The organism is Streptomyces sp. ISL-1, from assembly GCF_018614585.1.
Lineage (GTDB): Bacteria > Actinomycetota > Actinomycetes > Streptomycetales > Streptomycetaceae > Streptomyces > Streptomyces maoxianensis.
In genome coordinates this window covers 51,168-75,431 of the sequence record NZ_JAGGOI010000017.1, presented here as the reverse complement: position 1 = coordinate 75,431, position 24,264 = coordinate 51,168, and the positions used below count along the sequence as shown (strand labels likewise).

23 protein-coding genes and 2 pseudogenes are annotated in these 24,264 nt (G+C 70.6%); 10 read left to right on the top strand and 15 right to left on the bottom strand.

The genetic code is table 11. The features are described from left to right. Window positions 1-131: 131 nt before the first annotated feature. The 8 genes and pseudogenes from J7E87_RS14300 to J7E87_RS14265 form a co-directional block, all read right to left on the bottom strand. A complete protein-coding gene (locus J7E87_RS14300) occupies window positions 132-311 on the bottom strand; it encodes a hypothetical protein (protein ID WP_215093751.1) in 180 nt (59 codons plus the stop codon). 104 nt (window positions 312-415) lie between these two features. Then, window positions 416-562, bottom strand: a pseudogene (locus J7E87_RS14295) (IS982 family transposase); the annotation flags it as partial. Window positions 563-607: 45 nt separating this feature from the next. Next, entirely contained in the window at window positions 608-1,114 is a 507-nt protein-coding gene (locus J7E87_RS14290; RefSeq protein WP_215093749.1) for a DUF3995 domain-containing protein, read from the bottom strand. Between the two features lie 483 nt (window positions 1,115-1,597). Next, window positions 1,598-1,960 carry a peptidoglycan-binding domain-containing protein gene (locus tag J7E87_RS36135; RefSeq protein WP_308312935.1) on the bottom strand — a complete coding sequence of 121 codons (363 nt, stop codon included), beginning with the start codon at window positions 1,958-1,960 and terminating at the stop codon, window positions 1,598-1,600. 1,082 nt (window positions 1,961-3,042) lie between these two features. Then, the gene (locus tag J7E87_RS14280; protein ID WP_215093747.1) at window positions 3,043-3,450 is read right to left on the bottom strand and encodes a hypothetical protein; all 408 of its coding nucleotides are present in this window, start codon (window positions 3,448-3,450) and stop codon (window positions 3,043-3,045) included. A 320-nt stretch (window positions 3,451-3,770) separates the two neighbouring features. Beyond that, window positions 3,771-4,433, bottom strand: a complete 663-nt coding sequence (locus J7E87_RS14275; RefSeq protein ID WP_215093744.1) for a bifunctional 2-polyprenyl-6-hydroxyphenol methylase/3-demethylubiquinol 3-O-methyltransferase UbiG — start codon at window positions 4,431-4,433, stop codon at window positions 3,771-3,773. A gap of 83 nt (window positions 4,434-4,516) precedes the next feature. Continuing rightward, window positions 4,517-4,657: a hypothetical protein gene (locus J7E87_RS14270; RefSeq protein ID WP_215093742.1), complete on the bottom strand. Its 141-nt coding sequence runs from the start codon at window positions 4,655-4,657 to the stop codon at window positions 4,517-4,519. Between the two features lie 135 nt (window positions 4,658-4,792). Further along, window positions 4,793-5,485 (bottom strand): hypothetical protein, encoded by a 693-nt coding sequence (locus tag J7E87_RS14265; RefSeq protein ID WP_215093740.1) that lies wholly within the window; start codon window positions 5,483-5,485, stop codon window positions 4,793-4,795. Window positions 5,486-5,584: 99 nt separating this feature from the next. Between J7E87_RS14265 and J7E87_RS14260 the strand changes: the two genes are divergently transcribed. Continuing rightward, window positions 5,585-6,274: an aspartate/glutamate racemase family protein gene (locus J7E87_RS14260; protein WP_215093738.1), complete on the top strand. Its 690-nt coding sequence runs from the start codon at window positions 5,585-5,587 to the stop codon at window positions 6,272-6,274. A 53-nt stretch (window positions 6,275-6,327) separates the two neighbouring features. Here the strand turns inward: J7E87_RS14260 and J7E87_RS14255 are convergent, their stop codons facing one another. After that, complete coding sequence (locus J7E87_RS14255) at window positions 6,328-7,533, bottom strand: cytochrome P450 (RefSeq protein WP_215093892.1); 1,206 nt, start codon at window positions 7,531-7,533, stop codon at window positions 6,328-6,330. A gap of 291 nt (window positions 7,534-7,824) precedes the next feature. Between J7E87_RS14255 and J7E87_RS14250 the strand changes: the two genes are divergently transcribed. From J7E87_RS14250 to J7E87_RS14235, 4 genes are all read left to right on the top strand, one after another. Beyond that, window positions 7,825-8,910 carry a GNAT family N-acetyltransferase gene (locus J7E87_RS14250; RefSeq protein WP_215093736.1) on the top strand — a complete coding sequence of 362 codons (1,086 nt, stop codon included), beginning with the start codon at window positions 7,825-7,827 and terminating at the stop codon, window positions 8,908-8,910. Between the two features lie 151 nt (window positions 8,911-9,061). Further along, complete coding sequence (locus J7E87_RS14245; RefSeq protein ID WP_374195173.1) at window positions 9,062-10,522, top strand: glycosyltransferase; 1,461 nt, start codon at window positions 9,062-9,064, stop codon at window positions 10,520-10,522. Window positions 10,523-10,557: 35 nt separating this feature from the next. Continuing rightward, window positions 10,558-11,349, top strand: a complete 792-nt coding sequence (locus tag J7E87_RS14240) for a polysaccharide deacetylase family protein (RefSeq protein WP_215093734.1) — start codon at window positions 10,558-10,560, stop codon at window positions 11,347-11,349. Window positions 11,350-11,404: 55 nt separating this feature from the next. Next, window positions 11,405-11,779 carry a DUF6479 family protein gene (locus J7E87_RS14235; protein WP_251017420.1) on the top strand — a complete coding sequence of 125 codons (375 nt, stop codon included), beginning with the start codon at window positions 11,405-11,407 and terminating at the stop codon, window positions 11,777-11,779. Window positions 11,780-11,820: 41 nt separating this feature from the next. On the opposite strand, the gene J7E87_RS14230 is transcribed toward J7E87_RS14235, so the two are convergent. The 6 genes and pseudogenes from J7E87_RS14230 to J7E87_RS14205 all read right to left on the bottom strand — a co-directional run bounded on the left by J7E87_RS14230 (window position 11,821) and on the right by J7E87_RS14205 (window position 19,994). Further along, entirely contained in the window at window positions 11,821-12,828 is a 1,008-nt protein-coding gene (locus J7E87_RS14230) for a glycosyl hydrolase (protein ID WP_308312933.1), read from the bottom strand. Between the two features lie 74 nt (window positions 12,829-12,902). After that, on the bottom strand, window positions 12,903-13,346 hold the full coding sequence (locus J7E87_RS14225; protein WP_215093730.1) for a hypothetical protein: 444 nt from the start codon (window positions 13,344-13,346) through the stop codon (window positions 12,903-12,905). Continuing rightward, window positions 13,343-15,214, bottom strand: a complete 1,872-nt coding sequence (locus tag J7E87_RS14220) for a glycosyltransferase (RefSeq protein ID WP_308312932.1) — start codon at window positions 15,212-15,214, stop codon at window positions 13,343-13,345. Before J7E87_RS14220 ends, J7E87_RS14225 begins: the two co-directional genes overlap by 4 nt. Window positions 15,215-15,232: 18 nt before the next feature. Next, on the bottom strand, window positions 15,233-17,473 hold the full coding sequence (locus tag J7E87_RS14215) for a lipopolysaccharide biosynthesis protein (RefSeq protein WP_215093728.1): 2,241 nt from the start codon (window positions 17,471-17,473) through the stop codon (window positions 15,233-15,235). A 274-nt stretch (window positions 17,474-17,747) separates the two neighbouring features. Continuing rightward, window positions 17,748-18,917, bottom strand: a pseudogene (locus tag J7E87_RS14210) (DegT/DnrJ/EryC1/StrS family aminotransferase); the annotation flags it as partial. Window positions 18,918-19,100: 183 nt separating this feature from the next. Further along, window positions 19,101-19,994 carry an RNA polymerase sigma factor SigF gene (locus tag J7E87_RS14205; RefSeq protein ID WP_215093882.1) on the bottom strand — a complete coding sequence of 298 codons (894 nt, stop codon included), beginning with the start codon at window positions 19,992-19,994 and terminating at the stop codon, window positions 19,101-19,103. 329 nt (window positions 19,995-20,323) lie between these two features. Between J7E87_RS14205 and J7E87_RS14200 the strand changes: the two genes are divergently transcribed. From J7E87_RS14200 to J7E87_RS14180, 5 genes are all read left to right on the top strand, one after another. Beyond that, window positions 20,324-20,692: an STAS domain-containing protein gene (locus tag J7E87_RS14200; protein WP_215093726.1), complete on the top strand. Its 369-nt coding sequence runs from the start codon at window positions 20,324-20,326 to the stop codon at window positions 20,690-20,692. Window positions 20,693-20,846: 154 nt separating this feature from the next. Then, window positions 20,847-21,335: an ATP-binding protein gene (locus tag J7E87_RS14195; protein ID WP_215093724.1), complete on the top strand. Its 489-nt coding sequence runs from the start codon at window positions 20,847-20,849 to the stop codon at window positions 21,333-21,335. A gap of 182 nt (window positions 21,336-21,517) precedes the next feature. Beyond that, complete coding sequence (locus tag J7E87_RS14190) at window positions 21,518-22,189, top strand: peptidase (protein WP_215093722.1); 672 nt, start codon at window positions 21,518-21,520, stop codon at window positions 22,187-22,189. A gap of 3 nt (window positions 22,190-22,192) precedes the next feature. Beyond that, window positions 22,193-23,194, top strand: coding sequence for a DUF916 domain-containing protein (locus J7E87_RS14185; protein WP_215093720.1), 1,002 nt, complete (start codon window positions 22,193-22,195; stop codon window positions 23,192-23,194). A gap of 32 nt (window positions 23,195-23,226) precedes the next feature. Next, window positions 23,227-24,255, top strand: a complete 1,029-nt coding sequence (locus J7E87_RS14180) for a neocarzinostatin apoprotein domain-containing protein (protein ID WP_215093878.1) — start codon at window positions 23,227-23,229, stop codon at window positions 24,253-24,255. Window positions 24,256-24,264 lie beyond the last annotated feature (9 nt).

The following is a 24,264-nucleotide window of genomic DNA, read 5'->3' as shown; positions in this document are numbered from 1 at the left end:
CGCCGATTTTGCTGAGCAGCGCCTCGACCGCCGGCTTTCACCAGGTCGTACACGGGCGCAATGTCTGAGAGCACCTTGCTCACCCTGGGACGCGTCCATCGGAGGACGGGGCGGCGGGGCAATACCGTCGGTCAACCGCCGTACTTTGCGCCGACGAACATCAACGCCACAAAGATCAGCAGCACGAACCCGAGGATGCAGCCGCACCCTGAGCCATCGAGTGACTGAACCGAGGTTTTGTTTGATTCACGCAGGAACAACCATGCGGCGATCCCAAGCACCAGAAGTATCGGAACAACTGCATCAACCATGGCGTCCCCCACCGCTCGCCGTTGGGCTACCGCCCAACATGCCTGTCACTGAGCGCCAGAGAGCTTACTGATTCCGCTGGATTCCTCCCAGCACAGCCGAAACGGAAGCCGAGCAGTGCCTGGGCCACGGCGAGCGTGACCAGCTCCGCGTCGCTCAACTGCGGCGGGCAGCCCATCCATCGCTCCACCTCCAGCTCGTCATCGACCTTCACGTACAGTGCCGTCAGCAGGGTGTCCAGTTCATTCGTCACAGAACGATCTTGGGCACCCTCTTCTCCGCATTCCCCGACGCACTGTCAGGCAGTGCCGCTACTCGCGCCCTTCGCTCTTCCGGCCCCCCGTGCGGCTAAACCGAAGGCCAGACCACCGACCAGGAACCAGGGATTCCACAACAGCAGCGTCCACAGCCGCTGTTCCGGGCTTACGTCTATCTCCTGGCCCGCAGTGTCGCTCAGCAGCAGCACCTCGACGGCGATGCCGCGCACCAGCAGCACAGCGCAGGCCCCCCACCCCAGGGCCTTGACCACCCGTCCTGCCAGGCCACGAGGCTGCGGCCTGGCGAGAAGCCATCCCAGCACACCGCCGACAAGGCATAGCAATCCCACGCCCCACAAGCCCACCGCCACGAACCACCCAGGGCGTTCCTCGGCCAGGGGCCCCGCCGAGACGCTGAGGCCCCAGTCGCCGCCCAGCGCCCAGTAAAAATGAAGCACGGCGAAAGCAATCGCCCAGGCACACGCGATGCGCCCCCACAACCCCGGCGTTGTCTTGTCCTGCGGATCTTCATACATGGCGAGGAGCATGCCACTGCCGTGGCACGCCGCCGCCGGCACCGCTGAGAAACCAGCACACCCACCATCGAGTTACTGAGCTTTTCGTTGGGTTGTCGCAGGTGGTGACGGCGGTTGATCCCTGCTCCATCGCCCGGCTGGAGAAGCGGGTCGAAAACGCAAGGACATCACGCCGAGATCGAGACCTACCTCAACGACAAGCTCACCTGCCGCCGCTCCCTCGTTCCCACTCTCGCGAAGCGCCAGAAGGACGGCCGCTTCCGCAGCGCAATCCGCGGCGGCAGCAGACGGGCAGGACTGACCGGCGGAGGCAGCGGGGCAGACCGTGCCGCCGTACCGCATACGGTCTCCTCGAGGCCGCCCCGCTGTCCGACGGCACGCCCGCACTCCAGGCGAGTCCCGTGTCAGGCGATGGTTCCTCCACCGTCGACGTGCACGGTGGTACCGGTTGAATCAGACAGCCGCCCAGACCCACGCCAACCTGACCGAGTCCTGCTACTTGGTACGCAACATGAGGGCGAGGCGCGTGTTGTCGCCGTAGACGCCCGTCTCGTCACCGCGGACGCCGTACCACTGCTGGAATCTGGCCACAGCCGCTCGGACCTCCTTGTCGTAGCGACCATCGATCGCGCCGCCGTCGTACACGTTCGGGACCTGGAGCAGACGGACCTGCAGCTCGTATACCCCATGGCCGCTGTCGCCCTGGCGCAGTACGCCCGTGCCCGGGATCTCGGGGAGCCTGGGAGCGGGGTTGTCGGGCGCGGGCGGCCGGTCCAGTTGCTCGGACGGCGCGGACGGGACCGCCGGTCCGGGGTTGTCGATGCCCAGCAGCGAAGATGCGAGGATCAGTCCGCTCACGGCACCCAGTCCGAAGACTCCGGCGACACGAGTGTCCCGTCGGTCGGCGAAGCGCCGCCATCCTCGGCTTCTGTTCCTCGCGTGCGTCCGGACGGGGGGTGATGGCGGTGGCGACTCCGAGGACGGGGCGAGGAGTTGGTCCGAGGGCGGAGCCGAGCGCCCGGGGGCAGCCGACCGGTTGGTGTACGGGCGCGGGCCGGACCGGCCGCGCGCGCCCTCCTGCGGGGGAGGACAGGTCAGCGGCGGTGCGACGTACGTCGGGCCTGCGCCACTCGCCATCGGCGGTCTTCCCGCCGGGGGTGGCGTTCCCAACGACGGGGGCGGAACAGGCTCCAGATGCGTGGCGCGCAACCACAGCGGCTCCACCACGACATCCTCCGGAGCGTCGACCTGCCGTACGCCACCGGTCTTCAGCGGCTCCACCGCATAAGGCTCGACGGCGAGCGGAGGATCCAGACCCAGGCACTCTGGCCCAGGCGCCACAGGCTGTGTCCGTCGGGGTAGGGGCGGAGCCGGGGGCAAGGACACAGACGGGGGCGGATGAGTGACGCCTGCGTCCCTGGTCTGTTCGCTGGGTTGTTGCCAGGACGGCGGCGGGGCTTCGGGCCGGCCCTGCTGCTCGTCAATCGCGTAGAGGTCGGCGCGTGCGGCGTCCAAGGCGTCCAGCACGACCTGGAAGGAGTCCCGTATCTCTTGCGCGAGATCAGAACCTGGACTGTGAGCTCGCTGAGGTTCGGTGTCGTTGAATCCCACCGGCGGTCCTCCTCAACCAACGTCCGTGGAATGTCTTGTCGCGGACAAACCAGCGATGTCTTTCATGGGCGGATACGCACCAAAACGTCAAATGACGGTCGCAGGGGTGGGTCTGTGACGGAGAGGCGGGCGGCACGGGTCGGGCTTCGCTGTTTCGTTGTGAGGCGATACGCAGCCCGTGCGGCCTTGTCTCAACCTCCCTCCGGGATGTGGCCCACATCTCGTGGATTCCTTCGGTGCCCTCAGGGGCGGGCGTCACACCCGACGAGCAGGAGGCCGAGCACATCACAGAGGCGAAGAAATCAGCGCGCCGAAGAGGACGTTCAGCCCTAGTAGGGCGGCTGTGCGGGCTCGGGTTCGGATGCGGGCTCGGGCTTGGCCGGGGCATCCGCGGGGACGGGCTGGGCATCCGCGGGGACGGACGGGGCATCCGCGGCGACGGGCAGGGCGCCCGGCCGCTCGTACCACGTCGTACGGGTCACGACCCGTCCGCTCGCGATCCGCCCGAGCCGCCGCTGCAGGTACCCCGCGGCCTCCAGCTCTCGCAATGCGCGGGCGATGCGGACCTCGCCCTCCGGGAAACGCTCGACGAGCTTGCCGATGCTGACGCGGGCGCCGTCCGGGAGGGACTGGATGTGGACGCCGATGCCGATCGCGACGGCGGACAGCTCACGGTGCTGGGCGAGGTGGTTGCCGACGACGGCGAACTCCGAGTCGTGGCGGTGCCGTACGTGCATCACTCCGGCATGCGGGTCGGTCTCACTGCGCGCGCATGAGGGCGCGCTAGACTTCGTTGAAGTCATCGGGAAGCCTTTTTCTTCCTGGATGAACAGGCCCTCGTCCGGGATGCCAGTCCCGGCGGGGGCCGTCGTCATATGCGGTTGGTATGGCGCGACCGTACCGCCCATCCCTGCACATCTGCCACTTCGTCACCTGAACGAGTGAGAAGTCCGGTTGGGTGAGGGAAGTTCTTTCCCAAGTTCTTTAAAGGGGCATCCAGCAAGGCCAGTTGGTGGTCCACCGGGGCCCGGATTTCACACCCCCGGCGCAAGGAGCCTCAACTTGCAACAGCGCGCACTATCAGTGTTCCGATGTGGCCGGTCTTCGGAGCATCCAGGACGTGCGCTTCGGCACTTCTGAAACCACTCTTGACCAGCAGGCTCGACCACCTTCGGGGCGTGTAGCTGTAGCGGTAGGTGAACATTGCCCTGCCGGCGAATCCCCCCTTGTACATTCCCTGCGGACCATAGGCTCCAGGGATGGCCGGTGGCTGGGAGAAGACCAGGACTCCACCGGGGTTCAACCGCTCGGCGATCAGCGGGAACAGCTTGACCGGATCGGTGAACCACGCGGCCCCGAAGATCGAATAGATCGCGTCGTAGGTTTCCGTGCCGGCGCGCAGGTGGTCGAGTACCTCGGCGCAGACGAACTGCGCGCCCATCGGCCCCCAGCGCTCGGTGGCGTGCTCGACCATGACGGGCGAGAGGTCGACGCCGGTCACCTTGACGCCCTGCTGAGCGAGAAAGGCCAGAGCATGCCCCGTGCCGCACCCGATCTCCAGCGCGGTCTCCGGATTGCCCAGGAGCTCCGTGCCTGGCCCGTGTCCGGCGTACTGGGTCCAGCAGAAGACGGGATCGGAGTCGAACACATCACCTTTGGTGCTCTGGGCGTACGCATCCCAGAGTTCGCGTTCGGCCTCGACGTCGTGTCGTGCGGGCAACGTGCATCCTCTGCGTGAGTAGTGGGAGTCGCCCTGCCCCTGCGCTCCTGAAGAGAGTGGCAGGGGCAGGACTTTACTGCCGCTCAGTGGCTGTCGGGCAGCTTGTTGTCACACGGTGAGCAGGTGGCCTCGTCCTTGGCCCAGAGTTCGTCGTGGACCTCGAAGCCTTGTCCCGAAGGAGCTCCGCCGTTCTGCTGGGCGGTCTCGACACTGACATTGACCATGAGCGCGCTCCTCGATGCCACTGTTCACAGCTCGCGACTGGCGCAGATGAGTGGTCCTGACGCATGCGCTTTTTAGGATCGCTGCCCGCACCGGGCTGCCGGCCGGCCTGGTCACTGGCTTCTGCTCAGCAGATATCAGGTCGGCCGCCCCTCACCTTCCCGCGCGCGGGCGTTCAGGATCAGCAGCCCTCCCGCCCCCAGCATCCACAGGGCCAGCAGCAGCGGTGTGAACCACGCGGTGAGCGGACCCGCCAGCGACAGCACGGCCACCACGAAGCCCGCCCAGCCGAGCCAGGCCGGTACCGAGGGGGTGTCCTGTGCCGCGCGCCAGAGCGCGAAGAGCATCACTGCCGCGCCCGCCATCGCCGCGATGATCGCGCCGTACGCCACGTACAGCAGCAGGATCGCGGCGAGTGAGGTGACGGGGATGACCGGGAAGACGTCGGAGTGGTCCGCCGTGACCGCGAAGATGTTCCCGGTGATCGCCGCGACCATGAGGAACACCGCGAACACCGTGCCGCCCACCAGCACGAGATGCGATCGGTTGCCGGCCAGCCGCGCGACCGCGACCAGGAAGAACAGGAACAGCATGCCCGCCGCCAGCAGGATCAGTGTCGCCGCCTCCGCCAGGTGCTGGCTGCTGTCCTTGACGTAGAAGAGCACGACCCGCCTGATCGCGCCGCTCCCCTCGAGGTCGGGTGTGCGCATCCACAGCACATGCCCGGTGATCAGCAGTGCCGCGGCCGCCAGACCCGCGATTCCGGGCCACAGGTCTCTGTGCGGGGCGGGTTCCACGTGCGGGGCGGGTTCCGGGCTCTGCGACGCCATAATCGTGGCCTCCCACGCGAGCATCCCCGAGCATGGACGTTTTTTCCATTTTGTCACTTGTCCGCCGGGGTCGTACGGCGGGCGTGGCACAGTGGGCCGATGAAGACCATCGGGCTGATCGGCGGTATGAGCTGGGAATCCAGCGCGGAGTACTACCGGCTCCTCAACGAGCTCGTACGCCGGCGTCTGGGCGGGCTCCATTCCGCCAAGTGCCTGCTCCACTCCCTCGACTTCGCCGAGATCGAGGAGCTTCAGGTCGCGGGAGAGTGGCAGCGCGCGGGCGAGATTCTCGCCGATGCGGCCAGGGGGCTCCAGGCCGCGGGCGCGGACCTGCTGCTGATCTGCACCAACACCATGCACAAGGTCGCGGGCCAGGTGGAGGCCGCCGTCTCGGTGCCGCTGCTGCATCTCGCCGATGCCACCGCCGATGCCGTACGGGCCGAGGGCATCGGCCGCGTCGGGCTGCTCGGGACCGCCTTCACCATGGAGCAGGCCTTCTACCGGGACCGGCTGGCCGGGCACGGGCTCGACGTGCTCACCCCCGACGGCGAAGGGCGTGCGCTGGTGCACCGGGTGATTTACGAGGAGCTGTGCCTCGGTGTCGTACGCGAGGAGTCCCGCGCCGCGTACCAGGACGTCATCGGCAAGCTCGTCGCCGCCGGGGCGGAAGGCGTCGTACTCGGTTGCACCGAGATCGAGTTGCTGATCCGCGACGAGGACAGTCCTGTGCCCCTCTTTCCGACGACCCGGCTGCACGCCGAGGCCGCTGTGGACGCGGCGCTGCGCTAGAGGCTCGCCCCAAGGGCCGCCACGGGCCACAGGCCAGGGGCGAGCCAAGGGACTCAGGGTCGCGGGCGTACCGGCAGCTTGTGCACGCTGTTGCCCACGAAGCTCGCGTGGCGCGGCAGTTCCGCTTCCCCGACCGCCAGGTCCAGCTCCGGGAAGCGCGCGAACAGCTGCTCCAGCGCGATCGTCGCCTCCTTCCGCGCCAGCGGTGAGCCCAGGCAGTAGTGCGTGCCGTGCCCCAGCGAGAGATGCCGGGCGCCGCCACTCCTGGTGATGTCGAAGCGGTCCGCGTCCGGGCCGTGCGCGGCCTTGTCGCGGCCGGCGGCAGAGTAACCGGCAAGCACCGGCGTGCCCTTGGGGATCACCGTCCCCTCGAACGTGAGATCGCGGGTCGGATAGCGGAAGGGAAAGAAGCTGACCGGGCTGTCCCAGCGCAGCGTCTCCTCGACCACGTCCGACCAGGACGCCTTGCTGGACTGTACGAGCTCCAGCTGGTCCCGGTGCGCGCAGAGCGCGCGGACGGCGTTGGTGATCAGGTTCAGCGTCGTCTCGTGCCCGGCGATGATCATCAGTAGCAGGGTGCCGATCAGCTCGTGCTCGCTGAGCCGGTCGCCGTCCTCCTCGCGGGCGGCGATCAGCGCGCTGGTCAGGTCATCGCCCGGGTTCTCCATACGGGTCGCGGCGACCGACGCGAGGACCGCCACCAACTCCCGGTTCGCCGCCATCGCCTCCTCGGGGCCGATGGAGGTGCTGACCACCTGGTTCGACAGGTGGTGCAGCCGGTCCTGGTGCCCGGCGCCCACGCCGAGGAGTTCGCAGATGACGCCCATCGGCAGCGGCAGCGCGAAGTGGGTACGCATATCGGCCACGCCGTCGCCCGCATCGGCCGCCTCGCCCAGGCCGTCCAGCAGCTGTGCCGTCACCGTCTCGATCCGGGGCCGCAGCGCTTCCACCCGCCGTGCCGTGAACGCCTTGCTCACCAGCGAGCGCAGCCGCCGGTGGTCCGCGTCGTCGGCGGTGGTCATGCCCTGCACGGTCGCGAAGGTCTTCAGCGGCCAGCCGTCGGGTATCTCCCCGTCGCGCAGCGCGGTGAAGTGCTTGGCGCCTTTGGCGACATCGGGATGGGCGAGGAACTCCTTGAGCGCGTCATGGCCGAGCACCGCCATGCCCGCCACATCACCGGGGAGCACGACCCGGGCGACGGCGCCCTCGGCGAGCAGCCGGGCGTTGTCCGCGTGCGGGCAGCCGCCGGCCGGATCCATCCGGTGCGGGGTGTCACGTGAGGTGGTCAACTGGGCTCTCCTCCGGCGCGGCAGCAGAAGCAATCCTATGAGTAACAGAGCGCGTCCGAACGTCAGTTGGAAGCTCGCTGTCACATTGCCTCCGCGCCGGCCTCTCTCTCCCCTCCCGTCACTCAAGCCTCATGGGTAATCCACCCTTTCCGCTCCTTCACGGATCCGTCACAAGAAGGGCGTCGCTCCCTACCCTGTCGGGATATCGACCGGTACCGTCCTGTCCCGGGGAAGCTCAAGGGGGAAGACCGGGGGGTCGAGTTGAGCGGTGTACGCATTCGTGTGCTGAAACCGGACGAGCTGGGCGAGGCTGAGACCGAGGCCTGGCGGGAATTGCGCGCCAAGAGCGGGGCGCCCGCCAATCCGTTCATGGAGCCGGAGTTCACCCTCGCCGTCGGCCGGGTGCGGCCCGCGGCCAGGGTGGCGGTGCTGTGGGAGGACGGGGAGCCGGCCGGCTTCTTCCCGTACGAAAGAGGGCCGCTCGGCCACGGCCGGGCGATCGGCCTGGGGGTCTGCGACTGCCATGGCGCGGTCCTGCGCCAGGGGCTGACGATCGCGCCCCGTGAACTGCTGCGGGCCTGCGGGCTGTCGGCCTGGGAGTTCGACAATCTCGAAGCGGGTCAAGGCGTGTTCCAGCCGGACGCCGCCGAGGAGCTCGCCTCTCCCGTCATCGACGTCGGCGCGGGCTACGCGGCGTACGAAGAGGCGCTGCGCGCCCAGTCGCCCAAGTTCCTGAAGACGACGCTGGCCAAGGAGCGCAAGCTGGGGCGGCAGGCGGGCGAGGTGCGGTTCGTCTTCGACGAGCGCGATCCGGCCGCGCTGCGCACCCTCATGGGGTGGAAGTCCGCGCAGTACCGCAGGACCGGGCGCCGGGACCGCTTCGCCAAGGAGTGGATCAGCGCCCTGGTGCGGCTGCTGCACGAGACGCGCACGCCCGGCTGCTCCGGGGTGCTCTCCGTGCTGTACGCCGCGGACCGGCCCGTCGCCGCGCACTTCGGGCTGCGCTCGCCCACCGTGCTGTCCTGCTGGTTTCCGGCGTACGAACCCGAGTTCGCCAAGTACTCACCGGGTCTGATCCTGCATCTGCGGATGGTCGAGTCGGCCGCCGCACAAGGCATCGGAATGCTCGATCTGGGGCGCGGGGCGGCCGAGTACAAGGACGCGCTGAAGACCGGCGAGCTGCGGGTGTACGAGGGCTCGTCCGTTCGGCCGGGGGCGCGGGCGGCCCTGTACTGGCTGAGCCGCGAGCCCGCGCGCCGGGCGCACAGCTTCGTGCGCGGCAGGCCGCGGCTGGCCGAATACGCGCAGAAGACGCTGAACCAGATCGGCAGGCTGCGGGGCAACTGACCGCCGGAGCAACCGCGCAAGCTGGGGGAGTCTCGTGAACAGCACACCGCACGGACGGAACACGTCAGGCACGTCGCCCGGGCCGGTCACGGCAGCCGGGTCCGACGCGGCGCGCGGACAGGAAACACCGCGCTCGCCTCTGTTCGCCGAGATCCAGGTCACCGAGCTGGACCTGGAAGCTCCCGACGGAGCCGTGCTCAGCTTCGGCCCCGCGCCGGGCGGCGGCCCGGCCGTCCGGAGCGGCGACGTCTACGCCCTGGTGCGCCTCCGCGGCCGTCCCGTCGCCACTGTCATGTGCCGCGTCCCGCCCGGCAAAGCGCCTGCCGACGCCGTCGCCGCGGCGGCCCGCGCAGCGCTCGCGAGCAGTGAGCCGCCCGCCTCCCGCGGCGCCCCGGGTGACCACCCGCCGGGCAGCGACCGTCCGCGCCCTGGGCCCGCGGCGACCACGGAACCCGGCACGAGTCGTACCCCGGGGAACCGCCCACCGGGCAGCGACCGTCAACGCCCCGCGTCCGCGGCGACCACGGAACCCGGCACGAGCCGTACCCCGGGTGACCGCCCGCCGGGACGCCCCGGGCCCGCGGCGACCACGGAACCCCGCACGAGTCGTGCGAGCGTTGTCGTCGCCACCCGCGAGCGCGCCGACCAGCTGGCCCGCGCGCTCGACTCGCTGCTGGAGCAGGACCACCCGGACTTCGAGATCGTCGTCGTCGACAACGCGCCCGCCACCAGTGCCACCCAGGATCTCGTCGAGCACAAGTACGCCGAGCGCGTCCGGTACGTCCGCGAGCCCGTGCCCGGCCTCGCCGTCGCCCACAACCGAGGGATCGCCGTCGCGGACGGCGCGGTCGTCGCCTTCACGGACGACGACGTCGTGGCCGATCCGCACTGGCTCACCGCGCTCACCGCGCCCTTCGCCGCCGACCCGGGCCTGGGCTGCGCGACCGGGCTGATCCTGCCTGCCAGGCTGCGCACTCCCGCGCAGATCCTCCTGGAGAGCCACGGCGGCTTCGCCAAGGGCTTCGAGGCGCGGCTCTACGACCCGGCGCGCCCGCCCGCGGACGAACCGCTCTTCCCGTTCACCGCGGGCAGCTTCGGCTCCGGCGCCAATATGGCCTTCCGCGCCACGGCGCTGCGGGACATCGGCGGCTTCGACCCCGCCACCGGCACCGGCACCCCCGCCAGGGGCGGCGACGACCTGTACGCGTTTGTCAGCGTCCTCGCCGCCGGGCACCGGCTGCGCTACACGCCCGACGCGCTTGTCTGGCACCACCACCGGGAGACCTGGCAGGACCTGCGGAACCAGGCGTACGGATACGGCGCCGGCCTCACCGCGTATCTCACCGCCCTCCTGGTGCGCCGCCCCGCCCTGCTGCCCGCGCTGCTGCGAAAGCTGCCGCGCGGCCTCGCGCACGCCCGCACCATCACCGCCCACCGCGAGGCCGCCGGATCGGCCGTGCCAGGGGCCCACGGGGTGCAGGACCATCCCTGGCCGCGCCGGCTGTCCCGGCTGGAGCGCCGCGGCATGCTGGCCGGGCCGGTCGGGTATGCCAGGGCGCGCGTACGGGTCCGGGGCGTAGCGCTCCCGTGGGAGCGGCGGGGGGAGAAGTGAGAGGCGGGGGAGTGCGGAGAGGCGACGGTGCGACGATGCCCCGGATTCCCGTACTGCTCTACCACGCCGTGATGGACGACCCGCCCGACTGGATCGCCGAATTCACCGTCACGCCAAGGGACTTCGGCGCGCAGCTGGACGCGATCGTGGCCAGCGGGCGCACGCCGGTCCCGATCAGCGCTCTCGTGAGCCGTCTCGCGGACCGCTCGCCGCTGCCGGACCGGCCCGTCGTCCTCACCTTCGACGACGGCTTCGCGGATCTGCCGGGCCCCACCGCCGAGGCGCTCGCCTCCCGCTCGCTGCCCGCCACCGCCTATCTCACCACCGGGGCCATCACCCCCGGCCGGCGCAGCCTGCTGCCGCCCGCGCCGATGATGACGCTCTCCCAGGTGCCGCTCCTCGAGCAGTACGGCATGGAGGTCGGCGCCCACACCGTCACACACCCTCAGCTGGACACCCTCCCGTCCGGCGCGCTCCGCCGGGAGCTGCGCGAGCCCAAGGCGGTGCTGGAGGATGTGCTCGGCCATGAGGTGGCACATCTCGCCTATCCGCACGGCTACAACAGCCGGGCCGTGCGCAAGGCGGCTCTCGGGGCCGGGTACGCCTCCGCGGTCGCCGTCCGGCACGCGCTGAGCTCCGAGACCGACGAGGCGTACCGCATCGCCCGCCTCATCCTGCGCCGCAGCCACACGGCCCGGGACATCGAGGCGTGGATGGACGGACGGGGCGCTCCGGTCGCGCCGTTCCCCGACTCGCTGCCGACGATCGGCTGGCGGCTCTACCGACGGGCGCGCGCTGCCGCGAAGGGCCCGGTTTTCGCAGGCTAGGCCACTTCCGTGATGCGGAATGTGAGAGATGCGGTATTACGGGTAACTCCACAGTATGAATGCATTCATGTACGCACAGGCCGACCAGCTCACGGATCCTCTCGCCCGGGGGCTGGGAGCCGCCCTCGCGCCGGTCGTCGCTGTCGTGGTCATCGCCGTGGTGGGTTTCGGCGCGGCGATGTGGGCGAACCGCAGACGCCCCTACGAGCCACCGAGCCCCGAGGAGCAGCCCCGGCCGCCGGAACACGCCACCCACCTCGAGGAGAGCCGGGAACCCGATGAGGATTTCGGCGCCGAAGACGGGCGCCGCATCCTGCCGCACGAGATGAAGGGCTACGGGAACTTCGGCTCCCACACGTCACACGGCGAACGGCCCGCCGACGACGAGAACAGCGGCGGAGCGTCCGCCAGTGGCCGACCCGGCGGCTGACCGACGACGCGCCCGGTCGCGCCGGTCGCGCCCGGGAATCGTCATGGCCGCGGCTGGTTGAAGTACGGGTCCGAGACCGCCCTGCGCAGGCTCTTCCAGGACTCGTCCCTGGCCAGTGAGAGGTCGCAGCCGGGACCCGGGTCCCGGTAGTTCCACTGGAGCGCGGCCCGTACTCCTTCCAACTCCTTGATCACCCGGGGCACTTGCTCGTACCACTCGGCCTGGGCGGACGGCTTCGCGGGATCGTCCGCCGTGCCGAACTCCGAGAGCATCAGCGGCTTGTCCGCCGAGAGGTTCTTGCGGATCCAGTCGTGCGACGCCGTCTGCGTCTGCTCGAAGCTCTGCCATTTCGCCTTGTGGCAGCTGAAGTAGTTGTACTGGTTGTAGCCGATCCAGTCGACATAACGGTCGCCCGGATAGAGCGCGCGGAACAGCTCACTGTGGCCGGTGTAGCCGGTGATGATCCACGTCCACACCACATTGGTCACCCCCAGCTCACGGAACCGGTCATGGATGTGCCGGTAGGCGGCGACGTACTCGGCGGGTGTGCCGTTGGCGGGAGTGCGGGTGTCCATCTCCAGGTCGAAGGAGAGGAACAGCGGTTTGCCGTACGCCTTGATCCGCTTCGCCTGCACATCGATCACGCTGGTGTCGAGCGCCCCGGAGGTGATCTGCCTCCAGCTGGGCTGCTGCGCCGGGGTGCCGTTCCACCACTTGCTCTCCCAGGACAGCAGCAGCATCCGGTCCTTGCCGACGCGCCGCTCCTGATCGGTAAGCAGCTGTCCCTCCAGGCCGTCCAGAGACATGTCGTGGTACGTGTAGACGATGTCCAGCTTGCGGCCGATGCGCTTCTCGTAGGCGAGGACGTTGGCTTCGAGGTCGGGCTTGGCGTGCCGTACATACGCGCCGAACCAGGCGCCGCAGCGTGGCACCAGCAGTTCCGTCGGCCGGCATTCGGCGCCGTGTGCCAAGCGGTCGGAGCCGTCGGAACCGGAGGACTTGAGGGCGAGTACGCCCACGAGCAGCACGCCGACGAGGGCTGTGGACACGGCCCACGACCGTCGTCGGTCGGGCGGCCTGCGATGGATGCCTGGCGCCCCGCGAACGGGGCGTCGGGGTAACGTCACAGGGGTGAGCCTTTCTGTGGCGGCGAGGACGCGCGCGCCGTCCGAGTCCGGCCGGGCAGCTGCGGACAGCAGGCGGCGAGCATTGTCAGCACGGTGAGCAGCACCAGGACCCGTATGCCGCTGAACGCGTGCGCGGCCATCAGCGCCGTGGCGCAGATGAGGGTCGCGCCCACACTCAGGAAGGCGGCGAGGACAAGTTGCTCCAGACGGTCGGAGTCCCGTTCGAAGCCGCCGTCCCAGCTCTCCACCGGGCCGACCGCCTGATGACGCCTCAGGGCGGGGCCGCAGATACGCAGGACGGCGGCGCCGGGACCCGCGAGCAGGAACACGGCGACGGGCGCGACCCGCAGCGGTGATCCGGCGGGCAGTGTGGTGGCGCCGACGGCGCACCAGCCGGCGAAGGGCGGCAGCAGCCGGATCGCGAGCGACTGAGGTCTCATGAGGTCCTCCCCGGCGAGCTGTCGGTGCGCTTCAGTTCGTAGATGACACCTGCGCTGTTGCGGCCGACCCGCTCGAACAGCGGGGAGGCCGCGACGGACTTCTCGATGCTCCGCAACTGCTCGCCGGTGAGCATGCCGTTCATCTCGGAGTTGGCGATCTGGCCCTGGGTGAGCAGGAAGTACGCCCTGGCCGGCGGTTCCACCGCGGCCATGTCCCGGGCCAGCGTCCCGGCCGGGTCCTTCATGATTTCTTCGACATGGCTTTTCTCGTCGTCGAGGAACCAGTAATGCTGCACATTCCAGTACGAAGCGTACGCGAGCGGGTAGTTGCGATGGGCGGCAACGACAAGAGAACCCTGGGGCGCCCGGTCGAAGACCTGCTGTACCAGCGCGACCTCCTGCGGCGGGAAGTAGCTGAGCCGGTCCTTGCCCGAGTAGCTGGGCACGAACGCCGCCGTGAGCGCCAGCAGCACAACCCCGGGCAGCACCGCGAACCGCAGGCCCACCGCGGGCTGCGGGACCCCGTGCCCGCCGGGCTCCGCGGCCAGCGGCCGCACCGCGGGCAGCAGCGCGGCCGCGGCGAAGAAGCACGCGCCCGGGAGCATGAACAGCAGCACCCGGAAGATCATTTCGCTGCCGTAGTCATTGGCCACCAGCATCAGCAGCGGGACGGCGGCGAGCAGCAGCAGCGGCCGGGCGCGGTGCCGCAGCACCCGCCCGCGCAGCACGCCGACTGCGGCGAGCAGCAGTACGGAGGCCGAGAGGATCCGGGACACCCAGGAGACGATCACCGGTCCGGTGCCGGTCGGCGTCGACCCGTAGCCCGTCTCCAGATTGCCGCTCACATCGCCGAAGGAGCTCACCATCTCGGGCACCGCCTCCCGCAGGAACGGCAGCGAAGCGGTGAGATTCCACGCCAGGAACACCAGCAGCAGCGTGATCAGCAGCGTCCAGTCGCGGTAGCGGCGGGTCAGGCACAGCACGCCGAGACTCGCCACCAGCATCACGGGGGTGAGCTGGTGGGAGATGACGATGGCGGTGATCAGCGGGATGAGCAGGGCGGTCCACAGCACCTGCCGCGATCTGCGGCCCCGCGCGGGGCGCTCGCCGCGGCGCAGGACGACCGCGATCACGCCGAGATACAGGGCCAGGGCCAGCGACTGCGGCGAGAAGTAGTCCTGTCCCACCCAGTTGGCTACGTAGAAGAGCCAGACCGCGGTCCAGATCAGGCGGCGGTCCTGGGTGAAGGTGCGGTAGATCAGCAGCAGCGGCGTGAGCAGCAGCAGGCTGGAGACCAGCGGCCACCAGGCCATGTACATCGCCGCGTTCTCCACGCCGGTCAGCCGCACCAGCGCGGCCTGCGCGGCGAAGAACCCGGGCCACTGGTCGTACACCGCCATGTCGCCCAGCTGGTCGCCGCGCTGGAGGCCGCCCGCGGTGAGCAGATGCTCGATGACCGCGTCGTGCTTCCACGCCCAGGAGTACAGCGGGGTGGGGTAGACGAGCGCCTGGGTGGCGCGCTCCAGCACGATCAGGCCCACGGTGTACGCCAGCGACCAGCCGTTTGCGCGCAGCGGATCGCGTACGCAGACCCAGAAGCCCACGGCCAGCAGCGCCAGCGCGATCCAGAAGGCGACCGGCAGCGCCCCGACGAGCCCGAAGTCGCCGAGGCGTGAGGTGTCGGTGCGCACCATGGCGTACGCCCACAGAGCCAGCGCGCCGGCCAGCGGGGCGGTCAGCAGCAGCCGCGCCGGCCAGTGCGAGTGGTCGGCGGCGGGCAGGTCGGCGAGATCCATCGCGGGATGGCTCGTGTCCCGCTGGTTGGGGGCGGCCACGGGTCTCCCGGTCTCGGTGGCTGGCTGTTGCACGCTTGTCCCCCTGGTGGTTCAGTTCCGTGCCGGCGTCGAACGCGCCGCGCGTATCCAGATAAGTGCCAACGCCGCGCAGGTGAGGAGCGCCTGGAGCGGGAGCGCGACGGGCGCGAGAGGTCTCTGCAGCGCCCAGCCGCACACCGCGAGCAGCCACAGTGCCCCCCACTGTGCCGCGACGGGCAGCTTGATCGCCCGGAGAATCGCCAATACCGCCACCAGGCAGAGAAGTTGACAGACAATCGGCAGCCAGCGCAGCAGCGGCTCGGGACTGTCGAGTCCCGCGGCCGCCGCGAGGAAGCCGGCCAGCGTGTCGTACCACCACCCGCCCCGGACGGGCTCCGGTTCCCGGCCCAGCACCGCCGGCGCGGTGTGCAGCGCGGCGAAGGTGACCAGCAGTCCGGCTCCCAGCAGCGCCGGGCGCGGGCGCAGCAGCGAACAGGCGGCGCTGTGGACGACGATCAGCAGAACGCTCGCGGTGAGCGTGATCGGCGGCAGCGACTTCAGCAACTGCGTGCCGGAGAGCCGGTCCACGGTGATGTCCGGGGCGGGGAAGAGGGGCGCCCAGAACAGCACGGCCGCGAGCCCGAGCAGCAGCCAGAGTGCGACGGCCAGCCGCCCCTCGCCGGGCTCGGTCGCCGGGTGCGACGCAGGCGCGGGCTTCGCCCACCCGCCCGCCTCCCCGTGGCCGGGCCGCCGGGCCGGATCCCGTACGTAGACGTTGATGCCGAAGGCGGGGGTCGCCGTGTCGTCGTGCACACCCCGCAGATACGCCGTCTGCTGCGCCCAGTCCGTCCCGTACTCCTGCGCGTACTCCTGTGCCGCCTCCTCGCGCCGCTCGGCGGCCCGGCGCGCCCAGGTCGTGCCGTAGGCCTCCTCCTCGGCGGCGCGGCGCCGCACCAGCCGGGTGAACAGGCTCGGCCGGGGCTCGCGGGCCGAGAGCACCGCGCGCAGTCCCGGCGCGGACACCGCCGCCATCACCGTCATCGACAGGAGCAGCCCGAGGCCCGCGCCGGAGATCCCGACGGGTCCGAGCAGCAGGGCCGCGCTGCCCAGCACGAGCGCGCACATCGTGCCCTGGAGGGCGGCGAGCACGCCCGTACGCCCCTGGACGCGCAGCACCCCGATGTACAGCTCCACGGCGACCCGGGGCAGGGCGGCCGCGGCCAGCAGCCGCAGCACGGTGGTGCCGTGCTCGGCGTACTCCTCGCCGAACGGGGCGAGGATCTGCGGGGCGAAGACGACCAGGAACACCACTACGGGCACCAGCAGCACGGCCATCCGGCGCAGCGCGCCACGGACCCCGCCGGCCAGGCTCTCCGGGCTGTGCGAGGCGTGCGCGGTCAGCGAGGAGGCCATGTTGATGGCCATGAACTCCATCGTTCCGCCGACGGTGTACGCGATGTAGAAGAAGCCGTTGTGCGCGGCGTCGAAACGGACCGCGACCATCACCGGCAGCAGATTGATCATCGCCAGCGAGAACAGCGACCCGACCGAGTCGCCGGCGAGGAAGCGGCCTATGTCGCGCATCCGCAGCGGCTCGCGGTGGCGGTCGGCCGCGGCCTGGCGGGGGATGAGCCGCCGGAAGATCAGCCAGCCGAGCGGCAGCACGGACAGGGCGATGGCCGCCGCCCAGGAGACGAAGATGCCCAGCACGGGCAGGGCGGTGGCGAAGACGGCGAGCAGCAGCAGCTTGCCGATGGAGAAGACCGCGTTGCCGACCGGCACCCACACGGCCTTGCGCAGCCCGGTCAGCACGCCGTCCTGGAGGGTCAGCAGCGCCCAGCCGACGCAGGACGCGATGAACAGCAGGCCCGCGCCCACGCCGCTGAGCGGTGCGTACGAAGGGCCCCACAGGTCGAGCGTGAGCAGGAACGCGACGGAGGCGAGGCACACCACCAGCGAGCTGACGGCGTACGCGCGCCACACCAGCGGCCCGGTGGCGCGTCCGGCCCGCGGCACGTAGCGCACCACCGCGCCGATCATGGTCGTGGCGGTGATGGAGGCCAGCAGCCGCATGGCGGCGATGGCGGCGGAGCCCTCGCCGACCGCCTCCTCGGTGTAGTAGCGGGCGGCGACGAGCCAGAAGCCGAGGCCCAGTGCGGCGGAGACGCCGGTGGAGAGCATCAGCGCGTAGGCGTTGCGGAACATCGAGTCGCCGCTTGGGCGCTCGGCGCTCACGCCGCCGCCGCCCGGCTCGGCGCCGCCCGGCGCGCCGCCGGACGCGTCCGGCGAGCGAAGCCGGGCCGTATCAGTCACTGCCACCGCCCTGCGGGCCGACGGCACGGTCCGTGTCGCTGTGTGCCCTGGTGGGCGTGTCCGAGGGCTGGCCCGGGCTGTCGCCGGGCCGGCTGTGCGGGCCTGCGGGGCGGCCTGTGTCGCTGCCCCCGGCGTGCGCGCCCCGGTCTCCGCCGCCGACCGGTCGGCTGTGCGGGCGGCCCGGTGGGTCCATGTCGCTGTCAGGCCGGCCGTGCGGTCCCGCGCTGTGGGTCGGCCGGCTGCCGGGCCAGGCTGTGGCCGCGGCGTCGCCCGCTCCCGCACCGTCGGTCCCGGTCCCGGTCGCGAACGCCGCCGGGATCTCCGCGGGCCTCGCGCCCAGCTCCGTGAGGACGGCGATCGCCGACCGGGCCCGGAGCGGGTCGACGGGCAGCGCGTGCCGGGCGAACCAGGCGGCCGGTCCCGGCGCGGGCGACGGGTCGGTGAAGAGCTCGCCCGCGTAGGCGTCGAGCGGCGGGTCGTAGAGATAGCCGACAGTGATCCGGCGCCGGGCGAGCGCGGCGATGGCGGCGTCACGGTCCTCGACCAGCAGCGGCACCCGGAACAGCGGCTGCGCGGGTCCCGGCCGCGGCAGCGCCCACCGGGTGGCCGACAGCACCTGGACGCCGGCCCGGTGGTCGGCCAGCCGGTTGTCGAGGCGGGTCAGCAGCCGCTCGGTGCGCCGCAGCCGCAGCCCGCCCGGTCTGAGGCGGTAGTCGTGCATGTCCACCCGTACCCAGGAGTGGAAGCCGGCCAGCGCGGGCGCCGCGGACTGCGCCCTTTTCAGATCGCCCGGCCGCAGCTCCATCCGGATGTCCTCGCGCTCTTGAAGACCGAGCAGCCGCAGGGCCGCGCGGGCCGCGCCGACGAGCCGCAGTCCCCGCACACCGGCTTCGGCGTACGGCCGCAGGCCGTAGGCGAGCTCCGCCGACAGCCGCGCCGGTTCGAGGAGTTCGTCGCGGGCCCGCTCAAGCCCCGCCCGCAGCGCCGGATCGGCGACGGTGAGGAACCCGCCGGTCTTGGCCCCGGTGTGCTTGGAGAGGCTGAAGACGGACGCGTCGCCGAAGGTACCCACCGGCTGTCCGGCCACCGTGCTGCCAATCGCGTGCGCGGCGTCCTCGAGCAGTGGTATCCCCAACTGGTCGCAGCGGGAGCGCAGTTCGGGTGCCGGGTCGGGATTGCCGTACAGATTGGTGGTGAGCACGGCGGAAAGGCCGCGCCATACGGATCCGGGGACGGCCGCCAGGTCGATGGAGCCGTCCTCCGCCCTGAGCGGCGCCTGTACGGGGCGCAGTCCGGCCGCCAGCACCACGAAGAAGATGACGTCGTCGTTGACCGGCGACATCAGCACCCGCCCGCCGGGCCGGCACCAGTGACGCAGCGCCACATACAGCCCCAGACGGCATGACGGCACGTACAGACATTCTCTGCCCAGGCGTTGGAGCATCAGCTCTTCCAGTGGTGCGTACGCCGCCGGGCAGCCCTCCCCAAGAGCCATGTTCGTCCCCCCACTAACCCCGTGCTCAATGTGGACCAATCCGGACTGCCCCGTCAATAACGGGGAAGGGCCCATTCCTTGACGGAATGGGCCCTTCGCGGCCGGTGGGGCGCGTCCCCGCGGCGTCCTCGACTACTCCTCGAGCGTCAGGCCCTTCCTGAGCTTGACCAGGGTGCGGGACAGCAACCGGGACACGTGCATCTGCGAGATCCCGAGCTCCTCGCCGATCTCCGACTGCGTCATGTTGGCGACGAAGCGAAGGGAGAGAATTTGACGGTCTCTTGGCGGAAGGCCGGCGATCAGAGGCTTGAGCGACTCGACGTACTCGATGCCCTCGAGCCCGTGGTCCTCGTAGCCGATGCGGTCCGCGAGGGCGCCCTCGGTCTCGTCCTCCTCGGGCTGGGCGTCCAGCGAGCTCGCGGTGTACGCGTTGCTCGCCGCCATGCCCTCGACGACCTCGTCGTTGCTGATGCCGAGCTGCTGTGCCAGCTCACCGATGGTCGGTGCGCGGTCGAACTTCTGGGAGAGCTCGTCGCCCGCCTTCGCAAGGTCGAGTCGCAGCTCCTGGAGTCGGCGCGGCACCCGCACCGACCACGAGGTGTCGCGGAAGAATCGTTTGATCTCGCCGACGATGGTCGGCATCGCGAAGGTCGGGAACTCGACGCCCCTGCTGAGCTCGAAGCGGTCGATCGCCTTGATCAGGCCGATGGTGCCGACCTGGATGATGTCCTCCATCGGCTCGCTGCGGGAGCGGAAGCGGGAGGCGGCGAACTTGACCAGGGCCAGGTTGAGTTCGACGAGTGTGTTGCGCACGTAGGCGTATTCGTGCGTGCCCTCTTCGAGGGTCTCGAGCCGTCCGAAAAGCGTCTTCGACAGGGATCGGGCGTCGACCGCCCCCACCTCACCGAAGGGTGGGATCTTCGGGAGGCCGTCGAGGCTTTCCAACTGCTCGGACAGGCCGGTGGCGGGGGTGGGGTGTGCCGACGGCGCGGTGGGGGTACGCGTTTCGTCGAGCCGGGGTGACATGGTCTCCTCCATCGTTCTCGGCATATGGCCGCCGATGCCAATACGTGCTGCTGCGGTGAGCGGCGCCTCCAAAGCCGGCCGTGGTTGGTTGTGTCTTTACTAGGCCTACCCGCTCCATGTGGACAGTTGCAAGTGTCATATGTCTTGAATGTCGGCTTTGATGGGGAGTTCGGGTGGCCCGTCGACGTCTCGAAGGCGTAATGTTCGACGGACGTCGGCGCCGTCTTCGGACGGCGCTCGACGCGAAGTGCGGCACGGCGGACGATACGGCGACAATCGGCGAGAACGCAGTGAATACGCAGCGAACGACACGGCGAAGAGGGACGGCCATGGATCGCGGGACGGTCGGCAGCGCGAATCGGGGCCGGCTTCAGGTAGAGGTTCGGACCGAGGGCCGCAGCGAGGTTGTGAAACCGGCGGGTGAGTTGGATCACCACACCGCCGAACTCCTGCGCGCGCCCTTGGACGAGGCACTCGCACAAGGCCGCACACGCCTGGTCATCGACTGCTCACAGCTTGAGTTCTGCGACTCCACCGGACTCAATGTGCTGCTCGGTGCCAGGCTGAAGGCGGAGGCCGTCGGGGGAGGGGTCCATCTGGCCGGGATGCTGCCCGTGGTGGCGAGGGTCTTCGAGATCACCGGGGCGGAGGCGGTCTTCACCGTCCACGACTCGCTCGAAGCGGCCCTCTCCGACTGATCGGCCCCATGTAATCCGCGTCACGCGCACCGCGTCGGCGTAACGGGTGTTGTCGCGAATCTGCAGGGCAGGAGAACCCCGCAGAACGTTGACCGCCCAGCACTCTCTGTATCGAAGTAATAGCGAACCGGTGAATCGGTGAGGTGAGGCGCTGATGAGCACCACCCGGCAACAACAGCCGGGCGACCGCGGCCCCGAGCCGAGCGCCGCCGGCGCCGGCTCCTCCGGGGTGCCCGGCGGCGTGCGCAGCCTTGCCCTGGGCAGTGCCAGCGGCATCGTTCCGCTCGCCCGCGACTTCACCCGCCAGGCGTTGTACGACTGGGGCTGGCTGCCCGCCGCCACGGCCGACCGCCGGGCGGCGGCCGAGGATGTGCTGCTGGTCGTCTCCGAGCTGGTCACCAACGCCTGCCTGCACGCCGAGGGGCCGGAGGCACTCCGGGTCGGCTGCGACGGCAAGGTGCTGCGTCTGGAGGTCTCGGACCGCGGGACCGGCCAGCCCGCGCCGCGCACCCCGCACCGGGCCGGGCGGCCCGGCGGGCACGGCATGTTCATCGTCCAGCGCCTCTGCATGGACTGGGGAGTTCTACGGGTCCCCGGCGCGCCGGGCAAGACGGTGTGGGCGGAGCTCGCCGCCCCGTCCTAGCGTCGCCGCACCGCCTTCGTGCTGGTGTACGGCAGGTTTTGAAACTCTCGTGGAGCACGTCGATACGGCGTGCTCTTTGTCTTCCCTCCCCAAGGTCCCAGGCGTACCTTGAGCGCCCGATCTGATGTGTCGTCAGTAACTTCGGCGACTGGGGGCAGTGACTTCCGGCGAGGGGACTCGAGGTGTCGTACCAGAAACGGACAGCTCTCGCGCTGGCAGCGGCGGTGGCGGGATCGGTGATGCTGATCGCCGCCCCCGCCGCCCATGCCAGTGTTGTAGACGTCGACTACCAGTGCCGGACGCCGATCGGGCCCAAGGGCGCGGTATCGCCGATCGACATCAAGGCGGTCAAGAGCGGCAGCGGCTACCAGCTGACCATGTCCTTCCAGAAGGGCGTCTCCTCCAGTCCGGTGGAGCTCGGCAAGGGTGCGATGAACCCGAGCGCGCTGATCAAGCTCGGCGGGGTGGGGGAGGGCACGGTTTCGGTGTCCGGGCCGGCCAACTCCGCGGCGATCCCGGCCAACACCCCCATCAGGATCAATGACTTGACGGGTAAGTACACCCCCAAGAAGAGCGGCAAGGTCACCTTCACCGCCGGGGTGCTGACCATCAAGGCGCTCGGTACGACCACCACCTGCACGCCCAGGAACAACCCCAAGCCGTCGCTGGAACTGGATGTCACCGGGGCATCCGGCAGCGGCTCCCGGGCGACGCCCTCCGGCGGTGACGAACTGCCCAGGACCGGCCCGCTGGACTCGGCACTCGCGCTCGGCACGCTCGGCGGCACCGTGCTGCTGGCAGGGGCCGCCGGGGTGCTGTGGCTGACCAGGCGCGGTCAGCGGACCGCGAGCTGACCCGTGCGGAGGGGCTCACTGCTCGCCGTCGTAGCCGCGCTGGCGTGCGCGCTGAGCGCACCCGCGGCGCGGGCGGCGGGCGCGGGCTGGGCGGTGGACGCGGCGGCGGGCGCGGGCTGGAAGTCTGACGCGGCGCGGGCGGCGGGCGCGGGCTGGAAGTCCGACGCGGACTGGGCGGTGGAGCCGGGCGGCGGCGGTAGGCCGTACGTCTATCTGGAGGGCGTGCCGGGCGCCGTGCTGGAGGACAAGCTGTCCGTGACGAACCCGGGCGCGCAGCCGCTCACCGTGCGCCTGCGCCCGGCCGACGCGTACAACACCTCCTCCGGCTCTCTCGCCGTGCGCGGCGCCCACCGGTCCACGGGCGCGGGCACCTGGATCACCCTCGCCTCCGACCGGGTGACGGTCCCACCGCGCACCCGCGCGGAGATCCCCTTCTCGGTCACGGTCCCGCCGGGCGCCCTCCCGGGCGACCATCCCGGCGCGGTCATGGCGGCGGTGGGCGAGCGGGAGGCGGGCGTACGGATCCATCTGCGCGTCAGCGGCCCGACGCTGGCGGCGCTCACGGTCGAGGACGTACGAGTCTTCGGCGGCGCCATCCACTACACCCTGGTGAACCGCGGCAACACGGCCCTGACCCCGCGCCTCACGGTCCACGCGGACGGCCTCTTCGGCCAGGTGCTGCGCCGGGCGCCCCGCACGCTCCCGGAACTGCTCCCGGCCCAGCGCGTCACCCTCACCGAGAAGTGGGCGGATCACCCGTCCCTGGACTCGGTGAAGGTCCACGTCGAGGCGTCGGCGGCGGACGACGCCCGGGCCGGGGCTTCGGCGTCGGCGACGTTCGTGCCATGGGGGGCGGTGGCCGGCGCGGCCGGGGCACTCCTGGCGGTGGCCGGCGGCACGGCGCTGTGGTGGATACGGCTCAGGAGATCAACCGGCCGGGAGCGGGACGGTAGGCCTGCGGAACCGGCGGACGGGCAGCGCGAGTTGACGGAGGCGGCCACGTGAGCACCAAGAGTCTGAGGGCCACGGCGGCGGCGATGCTCGTGGCGCCGGCGCTCGTACTGCTGCCCGTGCTGTCCGTGCTGTCTGTGTTATCCGTGCTTCCTGTGCTGCCTGCGCGCACTGCCGCCGCGGCCGACCAGAAGCCCGAGGTCAGGCTCGCGCAGACGCAGGCCGGCCAGGGCGGGGACATCACGGTCAGCGGTACCGGATGGCGGCCCGGCACGCTGCTGATGATGCTCATGTGCGGTCAGGCTGCGCCTGACAGGGGCGTCATCGGCGGCACGAACGCCTGCGCCAATGCCGACGGCCGCGCCGTCACCACCGATGCCAAGGGCTACTTCAGCAAGAAGATGCCGGTCGCCGAGCCGCCCAAGCCCTGCCCCTGCGTCGTGCACGTGGCGACCGTCACCGGTGAACAGGCCACCGTGGACGCCCCGTTCGTCGTCGCGGGCCATCCCACCGCGCCACTGCCGCAGCCAACCGGCGGCGGCAAGCTCGCCGTACTCGCCGCCACCCGGCTCGAAGGCGACTCCGGCATCCTCGTCTTCTTCGGCGCCCCGGCATCCCGCACCCTCGAATTCACCGTCGGCAACCTCGGCTCCGCGCCCGTTCGGGACCCCGTCTTCCAAATCGGCGCCGCGCACGGCGTCTTCGCCCCGCAGTGGGAGGAGCAGCAGTGGCGCGGCACCATCGCGCCCGGCCGGAAGGCGCTGGTCAAGCTGCCCGTCCAGCTGTCCGCGGGCGCGCACGGCGACTACCAGATCTCGGTGAAGTACGGCACCAAGGTGCTGGCCGAGCAGCCGTGGGGCGTCGGCCGCCCGTGGGGCGTCACGATCTTCTGGATTCTGCTCGCCGTCGTCGTGCCCGCGGCGGTGTTCCGCATCGGCATGGCGATCGTCGACCGCGTCCGCCCGCGGTCCCGTCCCCGCGGCACCGGCCGCCACCGCACCGTACAGCCGGAACGCCGGCCGGCCGGCACCCCGACCACCACGGCGGCTCTGCCGTGGTTCACATCTGACTCCGCACCGTCAGAGAACCGATCCACGACGAAGGGACAATCGTGAGCACGCAAC

Coding starts and splice junctions, on each gene's coding strand:
- J7E87_RS14300 (WP_215093751.1), bottom strand. CDS start 311: ATGGTTGATGCAGTTGTTCCGATACTTCTGGTGCTTGGGATCGCCGCA.
- J7E87_RS14290 (WP_215093749.1), bottom strand. CDS start 1,114: ATGCTCCTCGCCATGTATGAAGATCCGCAGGACAAGACAACGCCGGGG.
- J7E87_RS14280 (WP_215093747.1), bottom strand. CDS start 3,450: ATGCACGTACGGCACCGCCACGACTCGGAGTTCGCCGTCGTCGGCAAC.
- J7E87_RS14270 (WP_215093742.1), bottom strand. CDS start 4,657: ATGGTCAATGTCAGTGTCGAGACCGCCCAGCAGAACGGCGGAGCTCCT.
- J7E87_RS14265 (WP_215093740.1), bottom strand. CDS start 5,485: ATGGCGTCGCAGAGCCCGGAACCCGCCCCGCACGTGGAACCCGCCCCG.
- J7E87_RS14260 (WP_215093738.1), top strand. CDS start 5,585: ATGAAGACCATCGGGCTGATCGGCGGTATGAGCTGGGAATCCAGCGCG.
- J7E87_RS14255 (WP_215093892.1), bottom strand. CDS start 7,533: ATGGATCCGGCCGGCGGCTGCCCGCACGCGGACAACGCCCGGCTGCTC.
- J7E87_RS14240 (WP_215093734.1), top strand. CDS start 10,558: ATGCCCCGGATTCCCGTACTGCTCTACCACGCCGTGATGGACGACCCG.
- J7E87_RS14235 (WP_251017420.1), top strand. CDS start 11,405: ATGAATGCATTCATGTACGCACAGGCCGACCAGCTCACGGATCCTCTC.
- J7E87_RS14225 (WP_215093730.1), bottom strand. CDS start 13,346: ATGAGACCTCAGTCGCTCGCGATCCGGCTGCTGCCGCCCTTCGCCGGC.
- J7E87_RS14205 (WP_215093882.1), bottom strand. CDS start 19,994: ATGTCACCCCGGCTCGACGAAACGCGTACCCCCACCGCGCCGTCGGCA.
- J7E87_RS14200 (WP_215093726.1), top strand. CDS start 20,324: ATGGATCGCGGGACGGTCGGCAGCGCGAATCGGGGCCGGCTTCAGGTA.
- J7E87_RS14195 (WP_215093724.1), top strand. CDS start 20,847: ATGAGCACCACCCGGCAACAACAGCCGGGCGACCGCGGCCCCGAGCCG.
- J7E87_RS14180 (WP_215093878.1), top strand. CDS start 23,227: ATGCTCGTGGCGCCGGCGCTCGTACTGCTGCCCGTGCTGTCCGTGCTG.